The following is a 22057-nucleotide window of genomic DNA, read 5'->3' on the forward strand; positions in this document are numbered from 1 at the left end:
GTACATCCGCTTAAGCTTGCGGTTCTCTTCCTCCAGTTCCTTTACGCGTTTCAGCTCGCTGCCCTCAAGGCCACCGTATCGCTGCCGCCATTTGTAAAATGAGGCCGGACTAACTCCGTGTTCGCGCGTAATCTCCTGAACACTTTTACCCGCCTCGAATTCCTTAAGAATCTTACTGATCTGCTCCGGGTTGAATCGTTTACCTTTCATAATACACTGTTAAAGTTATCAATCATTTTTCTATTCTCTAACAGTCTTTTTTTAAGGGAAGCTTACAATCAGGCTTTACTATTTAGATATTACTTACTTCATTTACTCCATTTAACAAACTCCTCATAAGAATTAAGCTTCAAAAAATCTTCTCTTCGTATAAATGCTCCGTGATCATTATCAACAATAATCTTTCTATCAGATGGAATAGACACTATTAAACTTTGTACATAACCAAATTCATAAAATAGGCAGGCAAAAACATTAAACTTGTCAAATTCAGACACTATTATTTTTTGTCCATCAGGCTCTATCAGATCGAACATACTGTTATCTTTCGATATAGAAAAATAACTCTCCTGCTCATAGGGGATGTAATATTCAATTTCAAATTCATTTGCCTCCTCAAACTCGAATAAGCCCCTTGCATATCGCTTAAAATCTAATAATTCAACTGTTGAATCTGTTATTAAAATTGCATCCTTCATAATTCTTAATCTACTTTTTAGAAGTTATATACTCTATTAAGTCTCTAATATTCTCGAATGTCCCAATATTATTTGCCTTCATGTTTTCTCAACGCCCCCGCCTGTCTTGGGACTAAATAAAATCACTTCCTTCTTGGTAGTAGATTAGATTATTTTGATTTTGCCTAAGCTTACCTGTCCCATTTCCATCGTTAGCTTCAATTATATAATTGTTCAACTCAATATCATAATCTGTGAGCGGCTTTCCCGTTTACCTTTGGAAAACCACCAGTCCCCCTCGCTAGGAATAACTTCCAAAAGACATTATCACAGAATTGAAGAAACACTACCTTCGCCGAAAGAAACAATTGGACGACGCGCTTCAACTGCTTAATATTGTTGAATCGATTGTTAGATTAAATCAAAAATATTACAAAATTCAACAATGCGACTTAACAACATTTACTAAATATTCCAACACATTGACTTCACCGTAACTTTTCCACTTTCCGTCTGCCAAGTATCTGGATCATTCATATTAGCAACAAAAGGAGGAAACATCTCAATGCTTTCCTTATCATTTAAAACCTGTCCGCAAACAAAACATTTACTTTGGTCACCAATTACAATTGCCATAATACGGTCTAAATTACTTTCTCAATATTACAGGAACATTATTAATTCTTATAGGGTCAATTTGATTATAGATCAATTGAAAGCTCCCTGACGGGTGATGCCACAATCCTTCCCAACATATCATATTTTGTATAACTATACTTGTTACCAACAGCTTTCTGCCGGCTATTTTAATCTGCGTAGCCAAAAAATATTTTCCCCGCAATTATCCAGATCAAAAAAAAGCAGATGCATCCCAAAAATGCATCTGCTAACCATATTTTAAAGTGAAAAATAATTACTGCCTCCTTATTCCTAAAATCTCTTCTGTTTCCTGCAGGAACCGTTCAATCTGCTTTGTACTATTAAACTGCCTGAGAGAAATGAATCTTATCTTGGTGCTGTTTGGAATTGCCATTTCCATGCGGATCTCCGTGCCGGAATAAACCATGTTGGTAGTTTTACGAACAATCCGGAAGCGGATGAAATCGTCCATTTTATAAGTGCGCTTGATAAGACCGCCAAGCAGCGACTGGGAGATAGTGCGCTTTTGCACGTCAAAAAAGAAAACATTAAAAACAGAAAAGGCAAGAAGTACAGCCATACAAAAGGGGAACCAAGTTGCCAGGATCCTTTTGGCCCCAGTCTGGTTGTCTGCATACCCCGGTGTTAAAAGAGCATACAGCCACCAAGCCAGGAACAGCAGCATGACAATGATTAGGGAGACCTTTCTCATCTTCATTACATACCCGCCGTCTTTCTCTGTAAAAAACATGAAATCTGTAATGGGCACATAGGTAGGCGCCTGGCGAAGGTCGGGTGAGCCAAATACCATCTTGTCAATAGCCGGGAGTACCTCCTGCTGGAAAGGCGCCAGGTCTTTATCTTTCCACCCGCTGTAGTAGCTGGAAATGGTATGCCCTTTCCCGTGCCTGTCCTTTTTGGTAAAGATCCGGTAAACGATGCTGGTGCCGGTCACCGGCTGTATGACGGCAATGTCGTCGAATGCCAGGCTTTGTATAGTAAGGAAGCCTGCAAGCTTACAATACACCCGCTTCCTGTTAGCATCAAATAAAATGAAAGTATTGCCCACGGCAAACAACAGAACTGAGAACAAAATAATGATTGTATAGCCGCCGACTACGCCGCCTCCTTGTCCCAGGACCGGCGAACTTTTGAGCATGTACGACCAGATTGCAATAAATACGAGGCCAACGGCAATGGATATGGGCCTATAAACTCTGAATGGATAAAGCTGGATCTTATCAGGGGAGATCAGCCATGTGGTTTTTTTCATGGATGCGAAAATAAAAAAAATTTGAAAATCGTCATCCGCTTCATGACCAAGATCAACTTTACAGTTAATGCCGGTCATAATACTCACCAAACCGGCCTGTTACCTTTGGGTTATCTTTAAATGATATCACTTTAAAATTTCCAAGCTATGTCAAGAATTCTCACTATTACGTTAAACCCCGCGATCGATAAAAGCACTTCCGTTCCTGCATTGGTACCAGATCGCAAGCTGCAATGCAGCAACCCTGTTTTTGAGCCAGGCGGGGGCGGCGTAAATGTTGCCAGGGCAATTATCAAATTGGGGGGAAATGCGACGGCTGTTTACTTGGCCGGCGGACATTCGGGTAAATTTTTTGACTCACTTCTGCATGCAGAAGGAGTTCCGGCTTTGCCCGTTCCCATAGCAGGCAATACAAGGGAGAACCTGATCCTGACTGACAGGGGCCAAAATATGCAATACCGTTTGGATATGCCGGGCCCTGTTGTTGATACTTATGAATGGCAGCACCTGGTTGAAGTGGTCCGCGGAATTAATAATGTAGATTATATAGTGGCTAGTGGCAGCCTGGCTCCGGGAATCCCTCCGGATATCTTCGCTACCTTCAGTGCCATTGCAGCTATAAAAGGAGCACGGTTCATCGTTGATACCTCACAGGAGGCCTTAAAGCAGGCGTTATATGAAGGTACTTACCTTATTAAACCTAATCTTCATGAGTTATCCGGTTTGGCAGGCGTTGACAAACTCAGTACAGAAGAGATCGTTGAGCTGGCCAAGGAGCTAATTGCCAAAAAACGTACTGAAGTTGTGGCGGCATCTCTGGGCAAAACGGGCGCGATCCTCATTACAGCAGATATTTCTTTAAAAATCCCCGCACCTCATATTGACAGTGTAAGTACTGTTGGCGCAGGCGACAGCATGCTGGCGGGTATTGTTCACAGCCTGGCTACCGGGCAAGAATTAATACCTGCAGTACAATTTGGAGTAGCCTGCGGCTCTGCCGCTACTCTAAACCCCGGAACAGCATTATGCAAAAAGGAAGATGCTCAGTCTCTCTTTAAAGAAATTGTGAAAATGCAGTCACTATCAATGAGCCGTTAGCATTGGTTATCCGACAGTAGTGCAGTTGCAGCAACATACCCAAAGTGGTACTATCAAACAAAATCGATACTTTTTCACTTTCGCGCTGTTCTGGTTCAGAAATGATCAATGTATATTGGCAATATATGATCACGCATTACTTCATGCACGAAGCTACGCCTGAACGTCCTGGATATGCCTGTTCGGCCATATGCGCCACTCACCACGATCGGATGCCTGGTTTCCTCCAACCAGGTATCGAAATACCTCCGGGGATCTGCATTAAGCCTGTAGAATTCGATATTACTGTAATGATGACCAGCCAATTCCTTTATTTCATCAATTTCCGGTATCTGCCTGTCAGAAGAAGTACCATATACCAGTATTGTTCTCCTGTTGCACAACTGCGGGAAAAGGTACGCAAAACTTTTTATGGCATGCGTAGAAGATGCTTCACCGTCATAAGTAAGGACCACGCTTTCAGGAAAGGTAAAATGTTCGGGCACTGCCACAACCGGGCATTCGGCATTGTGAAGCGCACTTCCTAAAAACTCATCAGTTCCATATAATGTAGGGTCTTTATAAAACTTTTCATGTCCCAATAACAAAAGATCTGCAAATCTTGTCTCCTTTTTTAATTCTGGAATACCAAAATTTGAAAGATCGCTATGCATCCTAAACTCAATGCCATATCTCAGGCATTGCTGTTTAAATGTGGCTATACTTCTCTCTAAGGAGGCAGCTCCATATATCTCAATAAGCGACACAAAAACGGAGGTATAATTCAGGTTTCCACTCAAATTCAGTTCAGGAAGGAAAACCCCTGTCAGGCATATCGGTTCCTGTTCGTTCATTTTCCTGGCGAATTCGAAAGCGCCTTCAGAAAAATTGTCGCCATCGATCGCGAGTAACACCTTTTTCATAATAGTATTTGGGTTTATTACTATCTGCAATGAGCAATGAATAATGGGGACTGTAGCTCGTATATCAACACATCCGCCATACTGGGATAAAACCATCTGGACAAACGTCCCCTGTGGTAAGCGCCCAGCACAATGACGGTGCTGCTGCTTTCTTTTTGCAGGTACGCAGGGATCACCTCCCAGGGAACTCCTTGCAAAACCTGGTAAACGGCATGAGGATAATGCCTTTTCATGAACTCTTTCATTAATTTTCCATCCGGCAGATGCAATGAGGATGCAGGGCTCTTTACAGAAACCACTTCAGCGGGTTTATACTTTAAACCGGGAAGCGTATAGTCAAACATTTTTATTGCATATACAGAAGATGGAGAACCATCATATAACAGCACAGATTTATCTATCCCAGTAAATCCGGCTGGCACTAACAATATCGGGCAGACTGCTTCCGCAAGCAAGTGCTGCAGAAACCGGGACGGCATGTCTTCTTTTAACCTGTTAAAGGATTCTTTTGATTCTATTATCATCAGGTCAGCATAAATACTCTCGTGCAACAGCGCATCAATGGCTATATCTTTGTCTTTATGCACGGAATACTGAACACCCGATTGCTGACATGCCAGTTCAAACCTATCTACGCTCCTGGCGCGGGCATCCCTGTCCCTGTTTGCAAACTCTCTGATACGTTGATCGGAAACCCCTGACTCGTCTACCAACTCATAAAGCGCATAGCTTCTGTTGCTGATATCTTCAGGAAATACGCCAACCAGGTGGGCCCTCTCCTGTTTTGCAATATATACTGCATATGCTACGGTGCTATCTGAATAGTTTAGTCCATCTATAACAGCAATTATCTTTTTCATAATTTCATATTTTAAGCATGATGACGTAAAACTAAGGGGTCTGCGGAAAAATATTTTCTTTTGAAAAGCAATACCATAGCGGCAGCCGCAAGCAACAGGGTGGATGGAAAGGCTGAGCCGGCACCAAGCGGGGCTATTGCTGCCAGGAAAACCACGGCGGCGATCAGCCCCCATCTTAGCAACGCCTTTCCGGAAAGCAGGAAAATCCCCGTTACCATCTGGCATATGGAAATGGACATGACAATGATCGCAATATTATTATGAAACGTTCCGTAAATAAATTTCTCATAAATAGGCAACGCAGCCAATCTGCCATAAACCATATATATCTCCGGGTCCCTGATAGCCAAAATCGCATTTATAAACGCGGCAGTCATAAAAACCAACGATAACAATACACGTGCGATGGCTGGCCAGAAAACGGCAATTACCAGTATAAGCAAACTGATTGTATTTGCCAGCAGGTAGTTAAGCGAGAAAATATTTGCATACATGACTTGGAATTTAAATACCTCTTTACCTCGTAAAATTAGCGCAGCATAACAAGTCAATTAATGACACCCGTCATATCCATTCTTGATTCACATCATGCATGCAGGATGCATGATAACAATCAGGAGTTGTACCGATAAAGGTCATGATCCATGGTTGCCGGCAGTGCTATTTTTGAATAAAATGGTCTGCCATGCAAAAGATTATTTCCATATTTGATGGTCTCAGGTTTTCAGAAAGCACGCTTCACTATTCAATAATGATAGCCAAACAGCAACAAGCGCATCTGACAGCCATCTTCCCGGACGACCTGACGTATCATAGCTTTGACCTCTTCCAGTTGTTAAAAAGCGGAACAGACCAAGGTACGATCCGGTTGCTTGAGGAAAACGATGAGGCAAAGCGAAAAACAGCCGTCGGAACATTTGAGGCAGCCTGCCAGGAAGCAGGAATAGGATATAACATTCATCATAGCTCAGATCTTGCGCTTCAAACTGTATTGGAAGAGAGTATTTACGCCGATTTATTGATCATAGACGCCCGCGAAACATTTGCCCACGATAAAACAAATCCTCCAACCCGCTTTATCCGGGATCTGCTGACAGATGTACAATGTCCTGTGCTCATAGTACCAGGCCAGGTTTGGGTACCGCCCTCTTTCAATAGTATCAGCCATGCTGTGTTGTTATATGATGGAAGTCCTTCGTCTGTTTATGCAATAAAAATGTACAACTACTTGCTTCCTTCCCTGCAAATACTTCCAACTACCATATTGTCTGTTAATCGGTATGGCAATCATTTAAAGAACAAGCGGCTGATGAGGGATTTTATTGAAAACCATTTCCCCGAAGCGTTATACAAGGTCATTCCAGGCTCGCCCGATGAGGAAATTCCAAAATATATGGCGCTGCAACCAAAAGGTACTATTGCTGTTTTAGGGGCCTACAGACGCAGTACGGCCTCGCGTTGGTTTAAAGAGAGTATGGCAGATATAATATTGGAGGCAGTTCCTTTCTTCATATTTGTCGCTCATCACAAATAACAGTCCCTGATAAAAAACAAACAAAATGCTGATACCGGTCATGTTCTCCAACTGTAATTGCCAATAACTTAACTCAATATTCAACGCCAAGATGACACAAGATAACTTTAACAATCGTTTACCGGAGCACGAGTCCTGGAACTACATTTTAAGAGTGATCGAAGATGAAACCATTTTTTTCAAAACAAAACTCGCCCGTATTCTTTCCAATGACTTTGAAAAAAGCCATTTGGGCAATTTAGAAATTTTCCAATACAGGTTCCTGAAAATGGATGAACAAGTGATATTAGTCCGGCATGAACTAAGAGAATTCCAGGACATGCTCCGTCGGAATGGTCGGGGTACGGCTGCTTCTGAGGCCATTACAGTGCTTCGGAACACACTTGAACTAAAAATTGACAAATTGCAGGAAAGTTTTGATTCCCTTGCTTCAGATTTTAGAATGTATATGCATTCATTTCCGAGGGATTAATATATCATATTGGCAAGTTTGTGTTGGTCAAGGATAACGAGCTGTCCGTCCCTTATTTCTATTAGCTTTTCATCACGGAAATCACTTAATGTACGAATAAGGGATTCCGTAGCGGTACCTGCAATATTAGCCAGGTTTTCGCGACTGATCTTCACAATAAATGGCGGCTCATTTTGAGGGTTGTACTTTTTATGAAGGTTCAGCAATGCTTCCGCCACTTTTTTCCTGAGAGAATTATATGCGAGTCCGAGAAGCTGCTGCTCCCTTGACGCTACATTTTTAGCCAGCATTCGTATAAATTGCAACGCCACTTCATAGTTATTATGCAACAATTCTTCAAAATCTTCCAGCGGAATTACGGCAATTTCGGTTTCTTCTATTGCCACGGCTGTATCTTTATAGACAGATCCTTCCAATAAAGCTGTATAGCCTAAAAAGTCTCCGGTTGTGTACAGCTCCGTTACGAATTCCTTTCCCTGATCGTTGCTTTTGGAAGTTTTCACTCTTCCTTTCTCTATAAAAAAAAGGCGGGAAGGATGATTTCCTTCAGCATAAATCACCTGTTTTTTCTTGTATTTGTCGATATTCCTGCCCTCTGCCAGGGCTCTTAACGACTCTTTCCCCGTGGCTTGATACATGAGGGTATTTAATCCTTGAAGATTTGGCGGGAAATACTGATTCTTGATAGCCGCCTTTTTCAACCTGCTTGCAATCGCATCCCACAACTCGGTTCCCGTAAAAGGTTTAGTAATATAATCGTCTGCTCCCATACCCATTGCCCTCCGGAAATCAGTCCTTTCCGTTTTTGCCGTCAAAAAGATGAATGGGGTATCTTTGACTTCTTCGTGTTGCTGCATCAGGTGTAAAACCCCGAATCCGTCAAGCACCGGCATCATAATATCACATATAACAAGGTCGGGACGATGTTGAAGAATCATTTCAAATCCTGTCATCCCGTTATCTGCAGTGATTACGCTGTACCCGGCTATGGCCAATATGTCAACAGTATTCTCCCGCAGTTCTTCGTTATCTTCAATCAGCAGTATTTTTTTCATATTAATAGGAGATATTTTCATTGTCAATAGGGAAAATAATTGTAAAAGTTGTGCCTTTATTCAGTTCACTGTTGCATAGAATGCTGCCATTCATCATTTCACTATATTTATGAACGATATGCAGTCCTAAACCCGTCCCCTGTATATTGCTAACATTGCTCCCGCGATAAAAGCGCTCAAAAAGATGTTGTTGATCTTCCTGAGACATGCCGATCCCATTATCTTTTACGATGAGGGTAAATTTATCTTTCTCCTTAATTGTTTCCATCTCTATGATACCATCGGAGCCTGAAAATTTGATCGCGTTTCCCAGCAGGTTCAGGGCAACATGCTTTATTAGCGAAGGATCTAATACCAGCGTTTTTTCACCGGTATGTTTATACCTGATCACCTGTTTTTCTTTTACTATTCCCTGTATTTCCTGTATAATTGTGTTAAAATGTTCTTCGATATCAAATTCGGCGCTCCGTATTTGCACCTTCCCTTCCTCTATCTTGCCTACTGAAAGAAAATCATTTAATGTGTCCGTTAACAAACTGACGTTATTTACAATCCGTTGAATATGCTTGTTTCTGATCGGCTGGTCCTTTTCCGAATCATAGTGTTTTACCAGGAAGGCGGAGGATAATATTGTGCTCAATGGCGTTCGGAATTCATGGGAAGCCATTGAAACAAAGCGGGATTTAAGATCGCCGAGTTCCTTTTCTTTACCTAAAGCAAGGGTAAGTTCCTCTTTGGATGCCTCAAGTTCTTCCAATGCTTTGCGAAGTTTGATAGTACGGTCTTCTACCATTTCTTCCAGTTCACTATATAACTTCTCTACTCTTTCCTCTGCCTTTTTTCTTTCGGTTATATTACTAATATAGGCGATCACAAAATCGCCCTCCTCATTAGAGTAATGACTAAGACTAATTTCTACAGGAAATTCCGTTTTGTCTTTTCTGACTGCGTAGAGATCAAGTCCAATACCCATAGGCCTGCTTTGTGGGTCGGCGTTATACTTTTCCCGATGGCTGACATGACGGTGATGCACTCGTTGAGGGATCAGGATTTCCACTTTTTGCCCGATCAACTCGCCGCGTGTATATCCGAACTGCTGTAATGCAAAACCATTTATTAGTACGATCTCGCCTTGCTTGTTAGCTACTAATATACCAATGCTGGCATAATCGAACAACGCGCCAAAACGCTCCAGCTCTTTATTTAACTGCTGTTTATAACGCCTGTCCGATAGTACATCCGTGATCCTGAAAAAACAATAGTCCTTATTCTCATGCTTGAGAAAGATCTCCTCATATACACCTGCAAAGCTCTCGCCCAATACATTTTTTAACACACGCTCTTCCGGAATAAATCTGTCTGCATCCGGCAATACTTTTCCAACGCTAATTCCCAACTTATTCTGGTCCATGACCTGTTCCAATGAAGCATAGTTATCTGTTCCCAGCATTTTGGCGCCGGTTTCGTTAACATATATCAGCTTGCCTGTTTCGAGAGCCCGTACTGCGACCAAACCCGGCACCCGTTCCAGCATCGCGGCAAATATGCTTAATTGGAAATTTACATCCAGATCACCGACAGAAAAGTTCATAATGAATAACCAGAAATATAATATATAAGTTCTTATTCTCCTAAATACCGATCAGGCAAATCTTCCTGTGCTTTGTTTTGTACAACAGCCTATTTCCATAAATGTTCTGTTGTTCTTCACAATACGGCAAAAAAGCCGATAGCAGCCTATCCTAATTGCATCTGTCAGCATTTTAGAAAGTTACGCTTTTTACCAGTTCATATCAAAACCAGTATTTAAGATCTTGCTAATAAACAACCAATATAATCATTTTGGTACAACCTTTTACAGATAAAAATAACTTCCATTTAAACTATACATCAATATATGCCACACTTGTTGGCTGCTTCTACTCCGATTATGACTGCTATCATGCAACCAACTGATCACTCTCATTTGCCACAGACCTAAACCGCACTAAACTTGTATAGGAATAAAAACATTTTTATGCACATATATATTAGCGAAGAAGCCATCGTAGGTGATATACAGGATCGGTTCCATGCCTTTTACCCTAACCTGAAGCTGATATTCTACAGGCAACCGCATATTAAAGGAACATGCAATCCGGAGGAAAAAGCAATATCCCCGGAAACTCCTATAGAAAAAATCCGGATGCGTTGCTGCTTCGGATGGCTGGATATCAGTTACTACAGGACAGCCCAGGCAGTAGAACATGAACTTAGCCATATTTTTGGCCTTAATGCACAGATCCTGCGCAATACCGGGAATTCCTGGCTGGAAACCACGGACATAGACAATTTGACCCTGGAAGAACTAAATAATACCGATAGACAGGTGAACAGCCATGCAACAGGTTTGCCGAAAGAGCCAGATAATCATTAAAACATAATTTATGAGTAGTATGATTAAACCATTTTCAGACATCCATATGACAGATGTTCAACAGGTAGGAGGAAAAAACGCGTCCCTGGGAGAAATGATAAATACTCTATCATCCGGCGGCATACAGGTTCCCGACGGATTTGCCGTAACGGCATCCGCGTTTTGGGACTATCTCGCCTTCAACAATATCCGCAACCCATTATCTGAATTATTGCAAAAACTGGATCGCGATAATTTTTCCAACTTACATGAAATTGGTGATGCCGCACGCAAACTGGTTCTCAACGGCATCATACCGGACCATCTGAAAACTGCAATTACAGGCGCCTACAATCGCTTGACAAAAGAAAAGAACCTTCCGGTTGCCGTCAGAAGCAGCGCAACAGCGGAGGACATGCCAAATGCAAGCTTTGCAGGACAACACGAGTCATTCCTGAACATATCCGGAGAAGAACCGTTATTGCTGGCTGTCAGGAAATGTTTCGCCTCTCTCTACACCGACAGAGCCATTAAATACCGGGAAGATAACGGTTTCGAACATATGAAAGTAGCACTATCGGTAGGGATTCAACTCATGGTCGACACCAGCAATTCCTGCTCCGGTGTTGGCTTCACTTTAGAGCCGGAATCAGGATTCCGCGATATTGTACTGATCTCAGGGGTGTGGGGATTAGGAGAAAACATCGTGCAAGGGATAGTCATGCCTGATGAATTTTATGTGTTTAAGCCTACATTGAGCAATGGAAAACAGGCTATTATTCAAAAAAAACTGGGGACCAAAGAAAAAACACTTTGCTTCTCAGATGATCCAAAATCAATCGAAACGACAGTAAACAAAGATACATCCGCAGCAAACCGGGAGCGGTTTGTCCTGGAAAACATGGAAATAACGAAACTCGCACAATGGGCTGTTATTATAGAACAACACTACAATTGCGCAATGGACATAGAGTGGGCAAAAGATGGGAATAGCGGGGAACTATACATACTACAAGCGCGGCCCGAAACAATTCATACTCAGAACAAATCCATCCGCAATAAATCGTACAAACTAACCGAAAAAGGGGTTTGCCTAACAAAGGGAGAAGCTATCGGAGAAAAAATAGCGGTTGGCACTGCCCGGATCCTTCGGTCGCCTGCCGAAGCAGGAATGCTAAAACCCGGAGATATTGTTGTCACAACTATTACCAGTCCCGATTGGGACCCTGTACTGAAAAAAGTGGGAGCAATTGTAACCGACAGCGGGGGCAGAACAAGTCACGCTTCCATTGTTGCCCGGGAATTGGGCGTACCGGCAATTGTTGGTACCGGCAACGCCACTGCAAGCATACAAGATGGAATGCTGATCACCGTATCCTGTTGCGAAGGAAAAACCGGTAATATTTATAAAGGAGCATTAAAATATGAATGTGCAGACCTGGATTTCAATAATATTAGTTTACCGGAGAGTACTGCCGCCTGTCTTATTATGAGCGATCCCGATAAGGCTTTCCAGTTGTCTTTTTATCCTAATAACGGAGTAGGGCTACTCAGAATGGAGTTCATTATAACTCATACGATCCGCATACATCCTATGGCGTTGATCAGCTATGATGAACTGGCGGACCAAACAACCAAGGAAGCCATTGCAACCATTACCAATGGCTATACAGACAAGCGGAATTACTTCATAGATAAATTGTCACAAAGCCTTGCCACCATTGCCGCAGCGTTCTATCCAAAAGACGTTATTGTGCGGATGAGTGATTTCAAAACCAACGAATATGCCCAGTTACTTGGAGGAAAGGAGTTTGAACCCAGTGAAGAAAATCCAATGTTGGGCTTCCGTGGCGCCTCCAGGTATTACCATCCGATGTATAAAGAAGGATTCGGATTGGAATGCGCGGCAATTAAAATAGTGAGAGAACAAATGGGACTTACAAACGTGAAAATAATGATCCCATTTTGCCGTACGGCAATTGAGGCCAAAAAAGTGCTGAAAGTAATGGAAGAATTCGGGCTGTCACAGAAAGTCGACGGACTACAGGTCTACGCAATGGCAGAAATCCCGTCAAACGTCCTGGAAGCTGCAGCGTTCGCCGAAATATTTGATGGATTTTCTATTGGATCAAATGATCTCACACAGCTTACCCTGGGAATAGACAGGGACTCGGTATTGCTGTCTGAAGACTTTAATGAGGAAGACCCGGCTGCGAAAAAGATGATTGGGATGATGATAGAAGCCGCACAGAAAGCGGGAGTACCGATTGGACTCTGCGGACAGGCGCCGAGCGATCTTCCCGACTTCGCAGCTTTCCTGGTTGAAAAAGGAATTAATAGTATTTCATTTAACCCCGATGCAATACTACGAGGCATAAATAACATCCGGAAAGCAGAGGAACAAATCCGGATGGTCAATAACGGCGCATTACCTGTTCTTATTTGAAATCCCTGTTTTAATGACCACCGGCAGATTAATCTTTTTCAAATCTGCCGGTTTTTTCCTGTATGCGGATCCGGTAGACTACAGGTCTGACTATGTCCGTCGCCGGGCTTTGCATGGACATTTCCTGGTGCATTTGAGTTACGCCTGCCGTTTCACTCACCCGAAGCTGGGACAACCGGCTGACAAGAAATTTCATAGCGTAATATCTTTCCCTCGGATCTGTCACTTCCTCAAAATCCCCCCAGACCACGACACTCCGCCAATTAGTCAGACTATTGATTTCATCGACCTGGAAACAGATCTGCGGATGCTTTCTCATCATTTCTATCTTCATTCCTTCCTGTGAATGTGCCACGATATAAGTGTTATTGAAAGCATAACTGATTGGAACTATATATACCTTACCATTCTCAACGCATCCAATCCTTCCAGTCACATTATTTGCGAGAACCTGGTCAATTTCTTCATTACTTAATTTGCCTAACATAAGTCTATTTTTAATTAAATGCTTAAAAGCGGTACAATATAAAAATTTCGTACAGCAATAACATCAGCTTTTTTAAAAGTAGTACCAGGAGCGGGTACGTACTCAATACCAACAGCGAGCTGATAATCATCGAAATCAAATCTATTTCAAAATCGCTGACTTGTTTCCGGCGGACATTTGGAAAAGCGTGTAACATAATTGCGGGTTTTAATAAAGTGACTCAGTGATGCGTGATAAAAAGCGGGTATGGCAATGTTTTGATCAATAAATCAGCATAACTATGCCTGAATAGCCTAGAAACCATACTTCTGCCATATGCACCCATTACTATCAAAGCACTCTTCTTCTTTAACAGGTAGTCAAATAGTGTTTGCTCGCCCCCCCCTTTTAGAGTAACAATATCAGAACTTTCGAAATGCTGGCTCAGCCAGTTAATAATACGCTTCCGTTCCACTGTGGGAATATCAGAGTCATTCACTTGTAAGACAGTAGCTTTTGTTTCGCCAAATTCCGGCAGCAAATAAGACAGTTGTTTCATTGCGAAAACAGATGACGGATGGCCATCGTAACAGAAAACAACCTCATTAATAGGTGTAAAGGAAGAGGGAGCAATGAGTACCGGACATTGAGCTGATTTCAGTAAATGCTGTAACAATGGAGAGGGGGCATCCTGGGTTTTTGAAATACCTGAAACGGATGCATCTGCAATGATCAGATCGGAGAATTCGCTTTCCGCAATGATATTCTCAGGTATGCTGTCTTCGAGGTATTTCACGGATGCCGGTATTCCTTTATTCTCACATACTTGTTCAAATGCCCGCATATATCCTTCAATCGTTTCCGTTTTAATAGTTTGTGGGATAAAAATCTTCCCCGTGGCAGTGGCTTCACTCAATACGTTAACTGCGGGTTCCTGCGAAAAGTGTTCCTTATTAAAGAACAAACCTGTCAATCTGGAACGTGTCAGGTCAGAAAGATAACATGCGAAATTCAATGCATTTTTTGTAGGAGTTGCCCCACACATTACCAATAATATCTTTTCCATTTTTTTATTTAAAGATAGCCCGGTCGGTCTAACACAAATTATGACACAGATCAGGAAATAATATGATTTATGGCAGGCTTGTGTTTCATGATCTCTATCATCCAAAACAGTGAGAGGAATCATATTTTCTTTGCTGGAAGCCATGTAGTTTAGCGGTATTCAAACAAAACAAAAAGGAGGTTTTTCTATGACATCATTATCATTAAACAAACGAAATACCGTGAACCCGGCAATTGCCGAAGATTTTTTCAAACCCTGGAAAGAATGGGTACGCAGCTTCTATAATGACCAGGATTGGAATACTTTGACTATCCCGGCAGTTAATATAACAGAAGATAAAGACAATTATAAACTATCAATGGCTGCACCGGGAATGAAAAAGGAAAATTTCCACATCGGCATAAATGGAAATGTTCTGACCATCAGTGCTGAAAAAGAAATCGAAAAAGAAGAAAAAAATGGTAAGCTCGGCAGGCAGGAATTCAATTATAGCAGCTTCTCCCGTAGCTTTAATATTCCGGATACAATCAGTAAGGATAAAATTGAAGCGCGATACGAAGATGGTATTCTGAAATTAAAGCTACCTAAAAACGAAGATGCAAAAAAGAATGGAAGAAACATCCAAATACCTGTCAAATAAGACCGCAGGTAAGTCCTGTTGGAGTTCAAACAGGACTTACCTGCATTAAAAATATCTTCTATGGAAAAGATTTTATTTATATCCGATGCGGTGAGTATGAGCAGAGAATGTCTTAATTTTTCCTGTTACCTGGGAAATCTTACCCATTCAAAAGTGACCGGCGTATTCCTGGAAAATTTAGATTCGGAATTAAGATCCAGCGAAGACCTTGCAGAAATCGCCGTTTGTGCGCCTACTCCCGGCGCTAGTCCGGATGAACAAAAAAGAAAATACAGAGAGGAAAACATTTCATTGTTCAGGAATATATGTGAGTCCAATGGCGTGAACTGTGAAATACATAAAAACAAAGGCATCCCGGCGAACGAAGTAATAAAAGAAAGCAAGTATGCCGACCTTCTGGTCATTGATTCCACCACCAGTTTCTCCTGGAAGTCTGAATCCAATCCCACTTCCTTTGTAAAAGAAATACTGGAAAGAGCTGAATGCCCAGTGGTGATTGCTCCAACCACCTTTCAAGGAATCGACGAAATAGTTTTCACCTATAATGGCAGCATGTCCTCCATGTTTGCAATTAAACAATTCACTTATCTCCTGCCGGCATTCAACGAAAACAAAGTTACAGTATTAAGTGTGGTTAAACCCGGCGAACGGCTTAAAGGAGATGAACAGATGCTGCAGGAATGGCTAAATATCCATTACGAAAGCGCCGATCTGTTGATAATTGAAGATACTAATATACGCACAGGTTTGCTGGGAGAGCTTTTGACGAGAGAAAATGCGTTTGTTGTAATGGGCGCCTATGGAAGGAGTTTGCTGTCTAACAGGGTGATTCCCAATCCCGCCGAGCCCGTTATAAAACTGATCAGCCAGCCCATATTCATTTCCCACTATTAGTTGTATGAAAAAGATTCTGGCAATTATAGACACCCTGCGTTTTACGGAAGACCAGGTAAAAGAATTCAGGAATTTTGCCCGGAAAACGAATAGTTTGCTGGCCATTGTATGTCTTGATAATCTTTGCGCTTTCGCTCACCCTGGCGCCAGCCTTTTCCCCGAACCGGCAGTAATCGAATACGATCAGATCGGGATCGATGGAAGAACGGCGTTGCAATGGGAAAGAAATAAAAACCTGAAACGACTTCATCAGATCTGTGATGACAGTGAAATAAAGATAATAGTAAAAGAGGCAGTGAGTTCGCCAGTAGAAGAAGTGATGTTGCTTAGCCGCTTTGCCGACCTTTTATTAATGAACAGTAACACATCATTCGCTGCACTCACAGATACAATTCCGCCGGGCTTCGTAAAAGAAATGCTTGCAGGCTCGCAATGCCCGGTTTTAGTATTACCCGATAAAATTCCACCGGTTAAGGAAATAATCTTTTCTTACAATGGAAGCTATTCCTCCATGTTTGCGATTAAATGTTTCACTTTGATGTTTCCTGATTTCTGCAAAATGCCGGTGAAAGTAGTTTATGTTACAGACGATGAACAGCCGGCGGATATGCCGTTTACCGAAAATTTAAAAAGTTACCTGGAAGCGCACTATCCCGAGATCGATTATGTTATATTGCAAGGCGACCCGCCTGAGTCGCTCCACAACTATTTATCACAAAGGAACGGCTGCATAGTTACCTACGGCGCCTTTGGGAGAAGCGGCGATTCCGATTTCTTCCAACGCAGCATCACCTCGAATGTGTTAAGCGCCACCAGCATTCCTGTCTTCGTTACTCATCCCTGACATGTATGAATGTTTAGTTGAAAAACAGGGCGAAACGTTGAAACAGTAATTAAAAGTATCACCACAGGCGGATCAAGAAATCCGGTCAATAGCTTCATCGTAATGAAAACTTTCCTTCTCATATTATTACTTCTCCCATCGCCATTTGCCGCCTCCCAGCCTTTGCCGAACATTAGTCAACACGCCGATACCGGTGTGCATATTTTTTATCAGACAACAGGCAAAACCAAAACCTGGATCGACTCTGCAGGCAGAGAGAATACCCGCCTTTTCCTTGCTTATTTGCGCCAGGCCCCCTTCCTGGGACTGGATATGAACGACTACAACCCAGACCTGGTTGAGAGCTTATTTAATAACAGGCTGAAAATGCCTTCAACTACGGATTCTTTAAATGTAGATGTGCGCATAACGAAAACTGCCATCCACTTTTTCAGAGATATAGTCTACGGTGATCAAATTAAATCTCCCGTTAAATACAATGGCCTGCCCCCTCTACAAAACCCCGATGCGATCATTGCTGCAAAACTGGCTCATTCATTGGCTACAGGACAGTTTTCAACTTTTCTTGAATCCATAGAACCAACAGATACTGCATATGTCCAGGTAAAAAAACGCATCCGAACACTGTATTCCATGATTACTGACAGCATATTTAAAGAAACGCCGGTTACATCATTAAAGGCTGATAGCTCCAATTTCCCATTATTGACGAGGTTAATGCAAACAGGGATTACGGATACCATCCGACCGATTGGAGCAAGTGCATTGCGGAAAGAAATCATTAGTGCCCAGCGTATGTTCAACATGCTCGACGACGGAACATTGCGGCCAGGTTTCATTAAAGCGTTGAATACCCCTTTATCAACCCGCCTGAAGGAGTTAAACACCGCCTTAAATCAGATTCGCTGGTTACAGTATTACAAGGGAAAAGCGCCTGTTGTTTTGGTCAATATCCCCTCTACTACCCTGGTACTTTATCAAAATGCCGAACCCGTATTATATTCAAGAGTCATAACCGGGAAAAAAAGTACGCCAACCCCTACTCTGGCAAGCACTATTTCAGAGGTCATACTTTTCCCATACTGGACGGTGCCAAATAAGATAGCTGTAAGGGAGCTGTTACCTCACATAAAAAGGGATCCACGATATCTTTCCGACAATCAATATGTGATTTTAAATAAACGGGGACAGGTTGTTGATCCGTCGGGCATCAACTGGAATGTGCTTAATGGTAAGAACTTCCCATATATCATCCGGCAAAATACAGGATGTGACAATTCATTAGGTATTATAAAACTGAATTTTTATAGTCCATTCGATGTCTATCTCCACGATACTCCGGGGAAAAGCCTGTTTATGCTGCAGCAACGATTTTTTAGTCATGGATGCGTTAGAGTCGAAGAAGCTGTACCGTTAGCTCATATACTCGCAGGGGCAGACGTGGCGGCCATGTTGGACCTGGAAAAGAAAGGAAGCCAGTCCGACCAAAAACCTGTGTCCTTTCCTATTCATGGAACAGTTTATGTTTTCATACTGTATAATACAGCGTGGCCGGATACCACCGGCCAGGTCAGGTTCTATGAAGATATTTACGACAGGAATTAATCACCTATGATCTTTTTTGATGGATGACAGCTTCCTGTTCTTGAATTTTTCAATTTCCTTCCAGTTCAAAGTATTAAGAATGTCGGTATTACTGCATCCTCCTTTTCTTGCCATCCATACGCCCAGTTGTATAAAGTCTAATTGCGTTAAATTATGCGCATCCGTATTAATTACCAGCTTAACGCCAGCAGTTATCGCCTTTCTTATCAATGAATCATTCAAATCCAACCGGTTAGGGCGGGCGTTGATTTCCATTGCCGTTGAAGTGGCTGCGGCCAGGTCAAATACCAGGTCCCAGTTCACCGGGTATGGGTTTCTTGAGCCGATAATACGGCCGCTCGGATGTCCGATACAATGTACATAGGGGTTTTCGCAAGCTTTCAGCAACCTCGACGTATTATCACGGGCAAACTGGCTGTGAACAGATGCGATTACCCAATCGAAACCCTGCAGCAATTCATCCGGTAACGATAGTTCCCCGTTTTCAAGTATATCGACTTCTACACCTTTTTTAACGTAGTCGAATCCAAGAATATCATTTACTCTGTTTATCTCTGCAGCCTGGAGATAAATACTTCCGGGCTCCAGGACATGACCTGTCCTGTTGGCAGAAGCGTGATCAGTAATGACTATGTATTGATAATGCGGAAATACATTAAAAATGTAGCGCGCCATATGCTCAATACTCCCTTCGCCATCGCTCCAATCGCTGTGAAGCTGCATATCTCCCTTCAACTGATCAAACGTAACCAACGGCGGTAATTTATGCGCTATAGCTTTATCAATGACATATTGTTCCTCTCTTAACTCAGGTGGAATAAAATCCATCTCCAGATAGTTAAATATATCTTCCTCTGTTTTAGTTGCCAGGTATTTATTGGTTTTGCGATCATATAATCCCAAAGGATCGATACGATATCCCTTATCCGCTGCCATATGTTCAATAAGTGCATTGTAGCTTTTGGAACCTGTATAATACCATAAAGCTGCTCCAAAATGTTGCTCATCGGCCAGGTAAATAAATGCGAGCAACTGATTATGCAATACAACACATATCCTGTTTCGGCCGGCCGTTATGATGCGCTCCGAAAATGGCATACGTTCAATTTTATAAAGCAGTTTTTTATAGTCGCGCCCCTTTACCTGTACAACAATGTCAACGTCCCCGATGGTATCCTTGCCTCTCCTAAGGCTGCCGGCAAGCGACGCTTTTTCCACTTCAGGCAACGTCCTGAGAGCACGAAGTATCTCCCTTCCCTGGAGCAAAGCATCCCATAGCAAAATACGTTGATCTGCATCTTTGTCAACTTTCAGATATCGCTTGATATTTTTCCTATCTTCCGGAGACAAAGCCGGAACATTTTCAAGCTGCTCCATCGCCGCTGCTGTAGAAAGTTGGCGAAGATTGCCCACCTCCAGCTCCCTGCACACGGTATTTAACTTGCTTGTGGTGATACCCCTGATATCCAGCAGGTCTGCCAGTGAATCGGGGATTGTATTATTCATATGTGATTTCATATTGCCAGATTTTACTTATTCACAAATCAGAGCAACTCCAATTTCCTGATGCCTTCACATAAAAGACGCGCTTCAGCGAGCACTATCTCCTGCCTGTCTCTCGTCAGTTGCAAAACTGACAACGCGCCCGGGTTTTCTACCAGAGTACGGCATAGGACCAGTTCTTTTTCCAAAAGCATATGCTTTTCATGCCGGGTTAGCGTAGAAAGACAGGTTATCGGGTAAAGACCTGATTTGTCCACCACGTCTTTCAGCCCTTTACCTGCAGGGTAATCCCACGACAGCAGTTTCAGGCCCATGCAACTTGCATACTTTGTTGCGTCCTCTGTAATACGTGTGTTGGTTATCAGCCATCCGTGGTGTTCTTTTTGCTCCGCGTCATTCATCTCCTTCATTCTCCATTCAATATCTTTGAACCTTGATTGTATATATAGCGGGATCTTTACATCACAATGGGTTCCCGGAAGCTGATGATACTTGCATTCAACGATATTCCCTTCCTTGTTTTTAACAGCATAAATATCAACCTCATGTGTAACACAATGACCTATCATTATTTGATTGGTAGCTGCGGAATAGCCAGCTTGTCTGAAAATTTCAGCAACATATTGTTCAAACGGAAACCCGGATGGCCCCAGCTCCAAGATGGCTTGTTTAAGCCTGTATCGTCCCGCCGCCGGCCGCGACGATTTTTTCAGCAAGTCATAGGCTATTTTATAGATCGTACGGGTTGGCATACCAGCGTATACCTGCTTATATAGCTCGTTAAGTATTTCATCAACCAATTCAGGAGTAGTCCCGGAACGCATAAGTGACCTTCTTATTTTCTCCGCCGAGAATGGCACCATAGTACCATTTGACTTTCTCACAGATATCATCGCTTGTCTTTCTTCCATATCTAAATATTGTAAGTCTAAATTATATTCATTCAGTCTGCAGTTCCCTGATTTTTGTTTTTATTTTCCATGATTATAATCAGGTTTTCGATAAAACGCCTGTTAAACTCCCATCCCAGCCAGGCCCTGAAAACACCAGGCAACCTAACAAACCCCAGAACCGGGGCTAATGGAGAAAAGGTAAGCCATGTTCCAGCCAACACAATAACGATAGAAGTGAATATTAAAGCCCAGCTTGCACGGCTTTCAATAAATGGAGGAACTACTTTATTTTATACAATCATTTATATGGCGATAGGCATTGTATTTCAAAAATATTTAACTGCTGCTTTCCAGGATTTGCATATTCTACAGCATATTATTTTTCATTATTGTCCGACAAAAATCGGGTTAAAAATGGCTATAATCCCTTTCTGATAAGGATTACAGCCTAAAATTTGATTGTTTCAAAATGGGGGGGGGGAAGCTCCCCTCCTTTATTACGGTGAAAAGGCAAGCGATGATGCATTGTGTTTTTTTCTCCATGCTTTATATGTGTCTTTAATAAATTCCATCAGTCCAACATAGCTTGTCAGGTGTAATCTTATAACGGTGATCATATTAGCAAAAGATTTTTTCGTGGCAGCTTTCTTTCTGATGACCACCGTCAGTAATTGAGCGATCAGCACGCAATAGACCTGCATTTTGACTGCATTGGGGCTTTCTCCCCAGAAATAGCGCAAAGGAAAATTCTGCTTGATCTGTTTAAAAAGCAATTCTATCATCCAGCGGTTCTTG

22 protein-coding genes and 1 pseudogene are annotated in these 22057 nt (G+C 42.3%); 9 read left to right on the top strand and 14 right to left on the bottom strand.

What is annotated here, in order from left to right; genetic code table 11:
• From BLV62_RS27040 to BLV62_RS27050, 4 genes are all read right to left on the bottom strand, one after another.
• The coding region (locus tag BLV62_RS27040; protein ID WP_139170418.1) for a transposase at positions 1-210 on the bottom strand (210 nt) is incomplete at its 3' end.
• Positions 211-308: 98 nt separating this feature from the next.
• Positions 309-698 (bottom strand): hypothetical protein, encoded by a 390-nt coding sequence (locus BLV62_RS27045; RefSeq protein WP_089766105.1) that lies wholly within the window; start codon positions 696-698, stop codon positions 309-311.
• 444 nt (positions 699-1142) lie between these two features.
• Positions 1143-1313 (bottom strand): hypothetical protein, encoded by a 171-nt coding sequence (locus tag BLV62_RS28460; protein ID WP_168928053.1) that lies wholly within the window; start codon positions 1311-1313, stop codon positions 1143-1145.
• Between the two features lie 277 nt (positions 1314-1590).
• Positions 1591-2589, bottom strand: coding sequence for a hypothetical protein (locus BLV62_RS27050; RefSeq protein WP_089766107.1), 999 nt, complete (start codon positions 2587-2589; stop codon positions 1591-1593).
• A 147-nt stretch (positions 2590-2736) separates the two neighbouring features.
• On the opposite strand from BLV62_RS27050, the gene BLV62_RS27055 reads away from it, so the two are divergent.
• Positions 2737-3687 carry a 1-phosphofructokinase family hexose kinase gene (locus BLV62_RS27055; RefSeq protein ID WP_089766109.1) on the top strand — a complete coding sequence of 317 codons (951 nt, stop codon included), beginning with the start codon at positions 2737-2739 and terminating at the stop codon, positions 3685-3687.
• 95 nt (positions 3688-3782) lie between these two features.
• Here BLV62_RS27055 and BLV62_RS27060 read toward each other — a convergent pair whose 3' ends face one another.
• The 3 genes from BLV62_RS27060 to BLV62_RS27070 are packed head-to-tail and all read right to left on the bottom strand — an operon-like array spanning position 3783 to position 5943.
• Positions 3783-4589, bottom strand: a complete 807-nt coding sequence (locus BLV62_RS27060) for an adenine nucleotide alpha hydrolase family protein (RefSeq protein ID WP_089766111.1) — start codon at positions 4587-4589, stop codon at positions 3783-3785.
• 20 nt (positions 4590-4609) lie between these two features.
• Complete coding sequence (locus BLV62_RS27065) at positions 4610-5449, bottom strand: universal stress protein (RefSeq protein WP_089766113.1); 840 nt, start codon at positions 5447-5449, stop codon at positions 4610-4612.
• An 11-nt stretch (positions 5450-5460) separates the two neighbouring features.
• A complete protein-coding gene (locus tag BLV62_RS27070) occupies positions 5461-5943 on the bottom strand; it encodes a hypothetical protein (protein ID WP_089766115.1) in 483 nt (160 codons plus the stop codon).
• Positions 5944-6134: 191 nt separating this feature from the next.
• Between BLV62_RS27070 and BLV62_RS27075 the strand changes: the two genes are divergently transcribed.
• Together BLV62_RS27075 and BLV62_RS27080 are read left to right on the top strand one after the other, a co-directional pair.
• Complete coding sequence (locus tag BLV62_RS27075; protein ID WP_089766116.1) at positions 6135-6983, top strand: universal stress protein; 849 nt, start codon at positions 6135-6137, stop codon at positions 6981-6983.
• A gap of 91 nt (positions 6984-7074) precedes the next feature.
• Positions 7075-7455: a hypothetical protein gene (locus BLV62_RS27080; protein ID WP_089766118.1), complete on the top strand. Its 381-nt coding sequence runs from the start codon at positions 7075-7077 to the stop codon at positions 7453-7455.
• On the opposite strand, the gene BLV62_RS27085 is transcribed toward BLV62_RS27080, so the two are convergent.
• Together BLV62_RS27085 and BLV62_RS27090 are read right to left on the bottom strand one after the other, a co-directional pair.
• Complete coding sequence (locus tag BLV62_RS27085) at positions 7452-8510, bottom strand: response regulator (RefSeq protein WP_089766120.1); 1059 nt, start codon at positions 8508-8510, stop codon at positions 7452-7454. The genes BLV62_RS27080 and BLV62_RS27085 overlap by 4 nt on opposite strands.
• Position 8511: 1 nt before the next feature.
• On the bottom strand, positions 8512-10101 hold the full coding sequence (locus tag BLV62_RS27090) for a sensor histidine kinase (protein ID WP_225889723.1): 1590 nt from the start codon (positions 10099-10101) through the stop codon (positions 8512-8514).
• A 426-nt stretch (positions 10102-10527) separates the two neighbouring features.
• On the opposite strand from BLV62_RS27090, the gene BLV62_RS27095 reads away from it, so the two are divergent.
• On the top strand, positions 10528-10926 hold the full coding sequence (locus BLV62_RS27095; RefSeq protein WP_139170419.1) for a hypothetical protein: 399 nt from the start codon (positions 10528-10530) through the stop codon (positions 10924-10926).
• A 10-nt stretch (positions 10927-10936) separates the two neighbouring features.
• On the top strand, positions 10937-13351 hold the full coding sequence (gene ppsA, locus BLV62_RS27100) for a phosphoenolpyruvate synthase (protein WP_089766123.1): 2415 nt from the start codon (positions 10937-10939) through the stop codon (positions 13349-13351).
• A gap of 28 nt (positions 13352-13379) precedes the next feature.
• Here ppsA and BLV62_RS27105 read toward each other — a convergent pair whose 3' ends face one another.
• Both BLV62_RS27105 and BLV62_RS27110 read right to left on the bottom strand, forming a co-directional pair.
• A complete protein-coding gene (locus BLV62_RS27105; RefSeq protein WP_089766124.1) occupies positions 13380-13838 on the bottom strand; it encodes a pyridoxamine 5'-phosphate oxidase family protein in 459 nt (152 codons plus the stop codon).
• 220 nt (positions 13839-14058) lie between these two features.
• Positions 14059-15027 (bottom strand): universal stress protein, encoded by a 969-nt coding sequence (locus BLV62_RS27110; RefSeq protein ID WP_089766125.1) that lies wholly within the window; start codon positions 15025-15027, stop codon positions 14059-14061.
• Positions 15028-15070: 43 nt separating this feature from the next.
• Between BLV62_RS27110 and BLV62_RS27115 the strand changes: the two genes are divergently transcribed.
• The 4 genes from BLV62_RS27115 to BLV62_RS27130 all read left to right on the top strand — a co-directional run bounded on the left by BLV62_RS27115 (position 15071) and on the right by BLV62_RS27130 (position 18866).
• Positions 15071-15523, top strand: coding sequence for an Hsp20/alpha crystallin family protein (locus BLV62_RS27115; RefSeq protein ID WP_089766126.1), 453 nt, complete (start codon positions 15071-15073; stop codon positions 15521-15523).
• 60 nt (positions 15524-15583) lie between these two features.
• Positions 15584-16417 (top strand): universal stress protein, encoded by an 834-nt coding sequence (locus BLV62_RS27120; protein WP_139170420.1) that lies wholly within the window; start codon positions 15584-15586, stop codon positions 16415-16417.
• A gap of 4 nt (positions 16418-16421) precedes the next feature.
• Positions 16422-17261, top strand: coding sequence for a universal stress protein (locus BLV62_RS27125; RefSeq protein WP_089766130.1), 840 nt, complete (start codon positions 16422-16424; stop codon positions 17259-17261).
• Positions 17262-17363: 102 nt separating this feature from the next.
• On the top strand, positions 17364-18866 hold the full coding sequence (locus tag BLV62_RS27130; RefSeq protein WP_089766132.1) for a L,D-transpeptidase family protein: 1503 nt from the start codon (positions 17364-17366) through the stop codon (positions 18864-18866).
• On the opposite strand, the gene BLV62_RS27135 is transcribed toward BLV62_RS27130, so the two are convergent.
• From BLV62_RS27135 to BLV62_RS27150, 3 genes and pseudogenes are all read right to left on the bottom strand, one after another.
• Positions 18867-20384: a hypothetical protein gene (locus BLV62_RS27135; protein ID WP_089766134.1), complete on the bottom strand. Its 1518-nt coding sequence runs from the start codon at positions 20382-20384 to the stop codon at positions 18867-18869.
• Positions 20385-20410: 26 nt separating this feature from the next.
• Entirely contained in the window at positions 20411-21280 is an 870-nt protein-coding gene (locus BLV62_RS27140; RefSeq protein WP_089766135.1) for an ATP cone domain-containing protein, read from the bottom strand.
• A 479-nt stretch (positions 21281-21759) separates the two neighbouring features.
• Positions 21760-22057: pseudogene (locus BLV62_RS27150) on the bottom strand (hypothetical protein); the annotation flags it as partial.

Source organism: Chitinophaga terrae (ex Kim and Jung 2007) (assembly GCF_900107795.1).
Lineage (GTDB): Bacteria > Bacteroidota > Bacteroidia > Chitinophagales > Chitinophagaceae > Chitinophaga > Chitinophaga terrae.

Bases quoted from the DNA above. Each gene is read 5' to 3' on its own strand.
- BLV62_RS27045 (WP_089766105.1), bottom strand. From the start codon at position 698: ATGAAGGATGCAATTTTAATAACAGATTCAACAGTTGAATTATTAGAT.
- BLV62_RS28460 (WP_168928053.1), bottom strand. From the start codon at position 1,313: ATGGCAATTGTAATTGGTGACCAAAGTAAATGTTTTGTTTGCGGACAG.
- BLV62_RS27050 (WP_089766107.1), bottom strand. From the start codon at position 2,589: ATGAAAAAAACCACATGGCTGATCTCCCCTGATAAGATCCAGCTTTAT.
- BLV62_RS27055 (WP_089766109.1), top strand. From the start codon at position 2,737: ATGTCAAGAATTCTCACTATTACGTTAAACCCCGCGATCGATAAAAGC.
- BLV62_RS27060 (WP_089766111.1), bottom strand. From the start codon at position 4,589: ATGAAAAAGGTGTTACTCGCGATCGATGGCGACAATTTTTCTGAAGGC.
- BLV62_RS27065 (WP_089766113.1), bottom strand. From the start codon at position 5,449: ATGAAAAAGATAATTGCTGTTATAGATGGACTAAACTATTCAGATAGC.
- BLV62_RS27070 (WP_089766115.1), bottom strand. From the start codon at position 5,943: ATGTATGCAAATATTTTCTCGCTTAACTACCTGCTGGCAAATACAATC.
- BLV62_RS27075 (WP_089766116.1), top strand. From the start codon at position 6,135: ATGCAAAAGATTATTTCCATATTTGATGGTCTCAGGTTTTCAGAAAGC.
- BLV62_RS27080 (WP_089766118.1), top strand. From the start codon at position 7,075: ATGACACAAGATAACTTTAACAATCGTTTACCGGAGCACGAGTCCTGG.
- BLV62_RS27085 (WP_089766120.1), bottom strand. From the start codon at position 8,510: ATGAAAAAAATACTGCTGATTGAAGATAACGAAGAACTGCGGGAGAAT.
- BLV62_RS27090 (WP_225889723.1), bottom strand. From the start codon at position 10,101: ATGAACTTTTCTGTCGGTGATCTGGATGTAAATTTCCAATTAAGCATA.
- BLV62_RS27095 (WP_139170419.1), top strand. From the start codon at position 10,528: ATGCACATATATATTAGCGAAGAAGCCATCGTAGGTGATATACAGGAT.
- ppsA (WP_089766123.1), top strand. From the start codon at position 10,937: ATGAGTAGTATGATTAAACCATTTTCAGACATCCATATGACAGATGTT.
- BLV62_RS27105 (WP_089766124.1), bottom strand. From the start codon at position 13,838: ATGTTAGGCAAATTAAGTAATGAAGAAATTGACCAGGTTCTCGCAAAT.
- BLV62_RS27110 (WP_089766125.1), bottom strand. From the start codon at position 15,027: ATGGCTTCCAGCAAAGAAAATATGATTCCTCTCACTGTTTTGGATGAT.
- BLV62_RS27115 (WP_089766126.1), top strand. From the start codon at position 15,071: ATGACATCATTATCATTAAACAAACGAAATACCGTGAACCCGGCAATT.
- BLV62_RS27120 (WP_139170420.1), top strand. From the start codon at position 15,584: ATGGAAAAGATTTTATTTATATCCGATGCGGTGAGTATGAGCAGAGAA.
- BLV62_RS27125 (WP_089766130.1), top strand. From the start codon at position 16,422: ATGAAAAAGATTCTGGCAATTATAGACACCCTGCGTTTTACGGAAGAC.
- BLV62_RS27130 (WP_089766132.1), top strand. From the start codon at position 17,364: ATGAAAACTTTCCTTCTCATATTATTACTTCTCCCATCGCCATTTGCC.
- BLV62_RS27135 (WP_089766134.1), bottom strand. From the start codon at position 20,384: ATGAAATCACATATGAATAATACAATCCCCGATTCACTGGCAGACCTG.
- BLV62_RS27140 (WP_089766135.1), bottom strand. From the start codon at position 21,280: ATGGAAGAAAGACAAGCGATGATATCTGTGAGAAAGTCAAATGGTACT.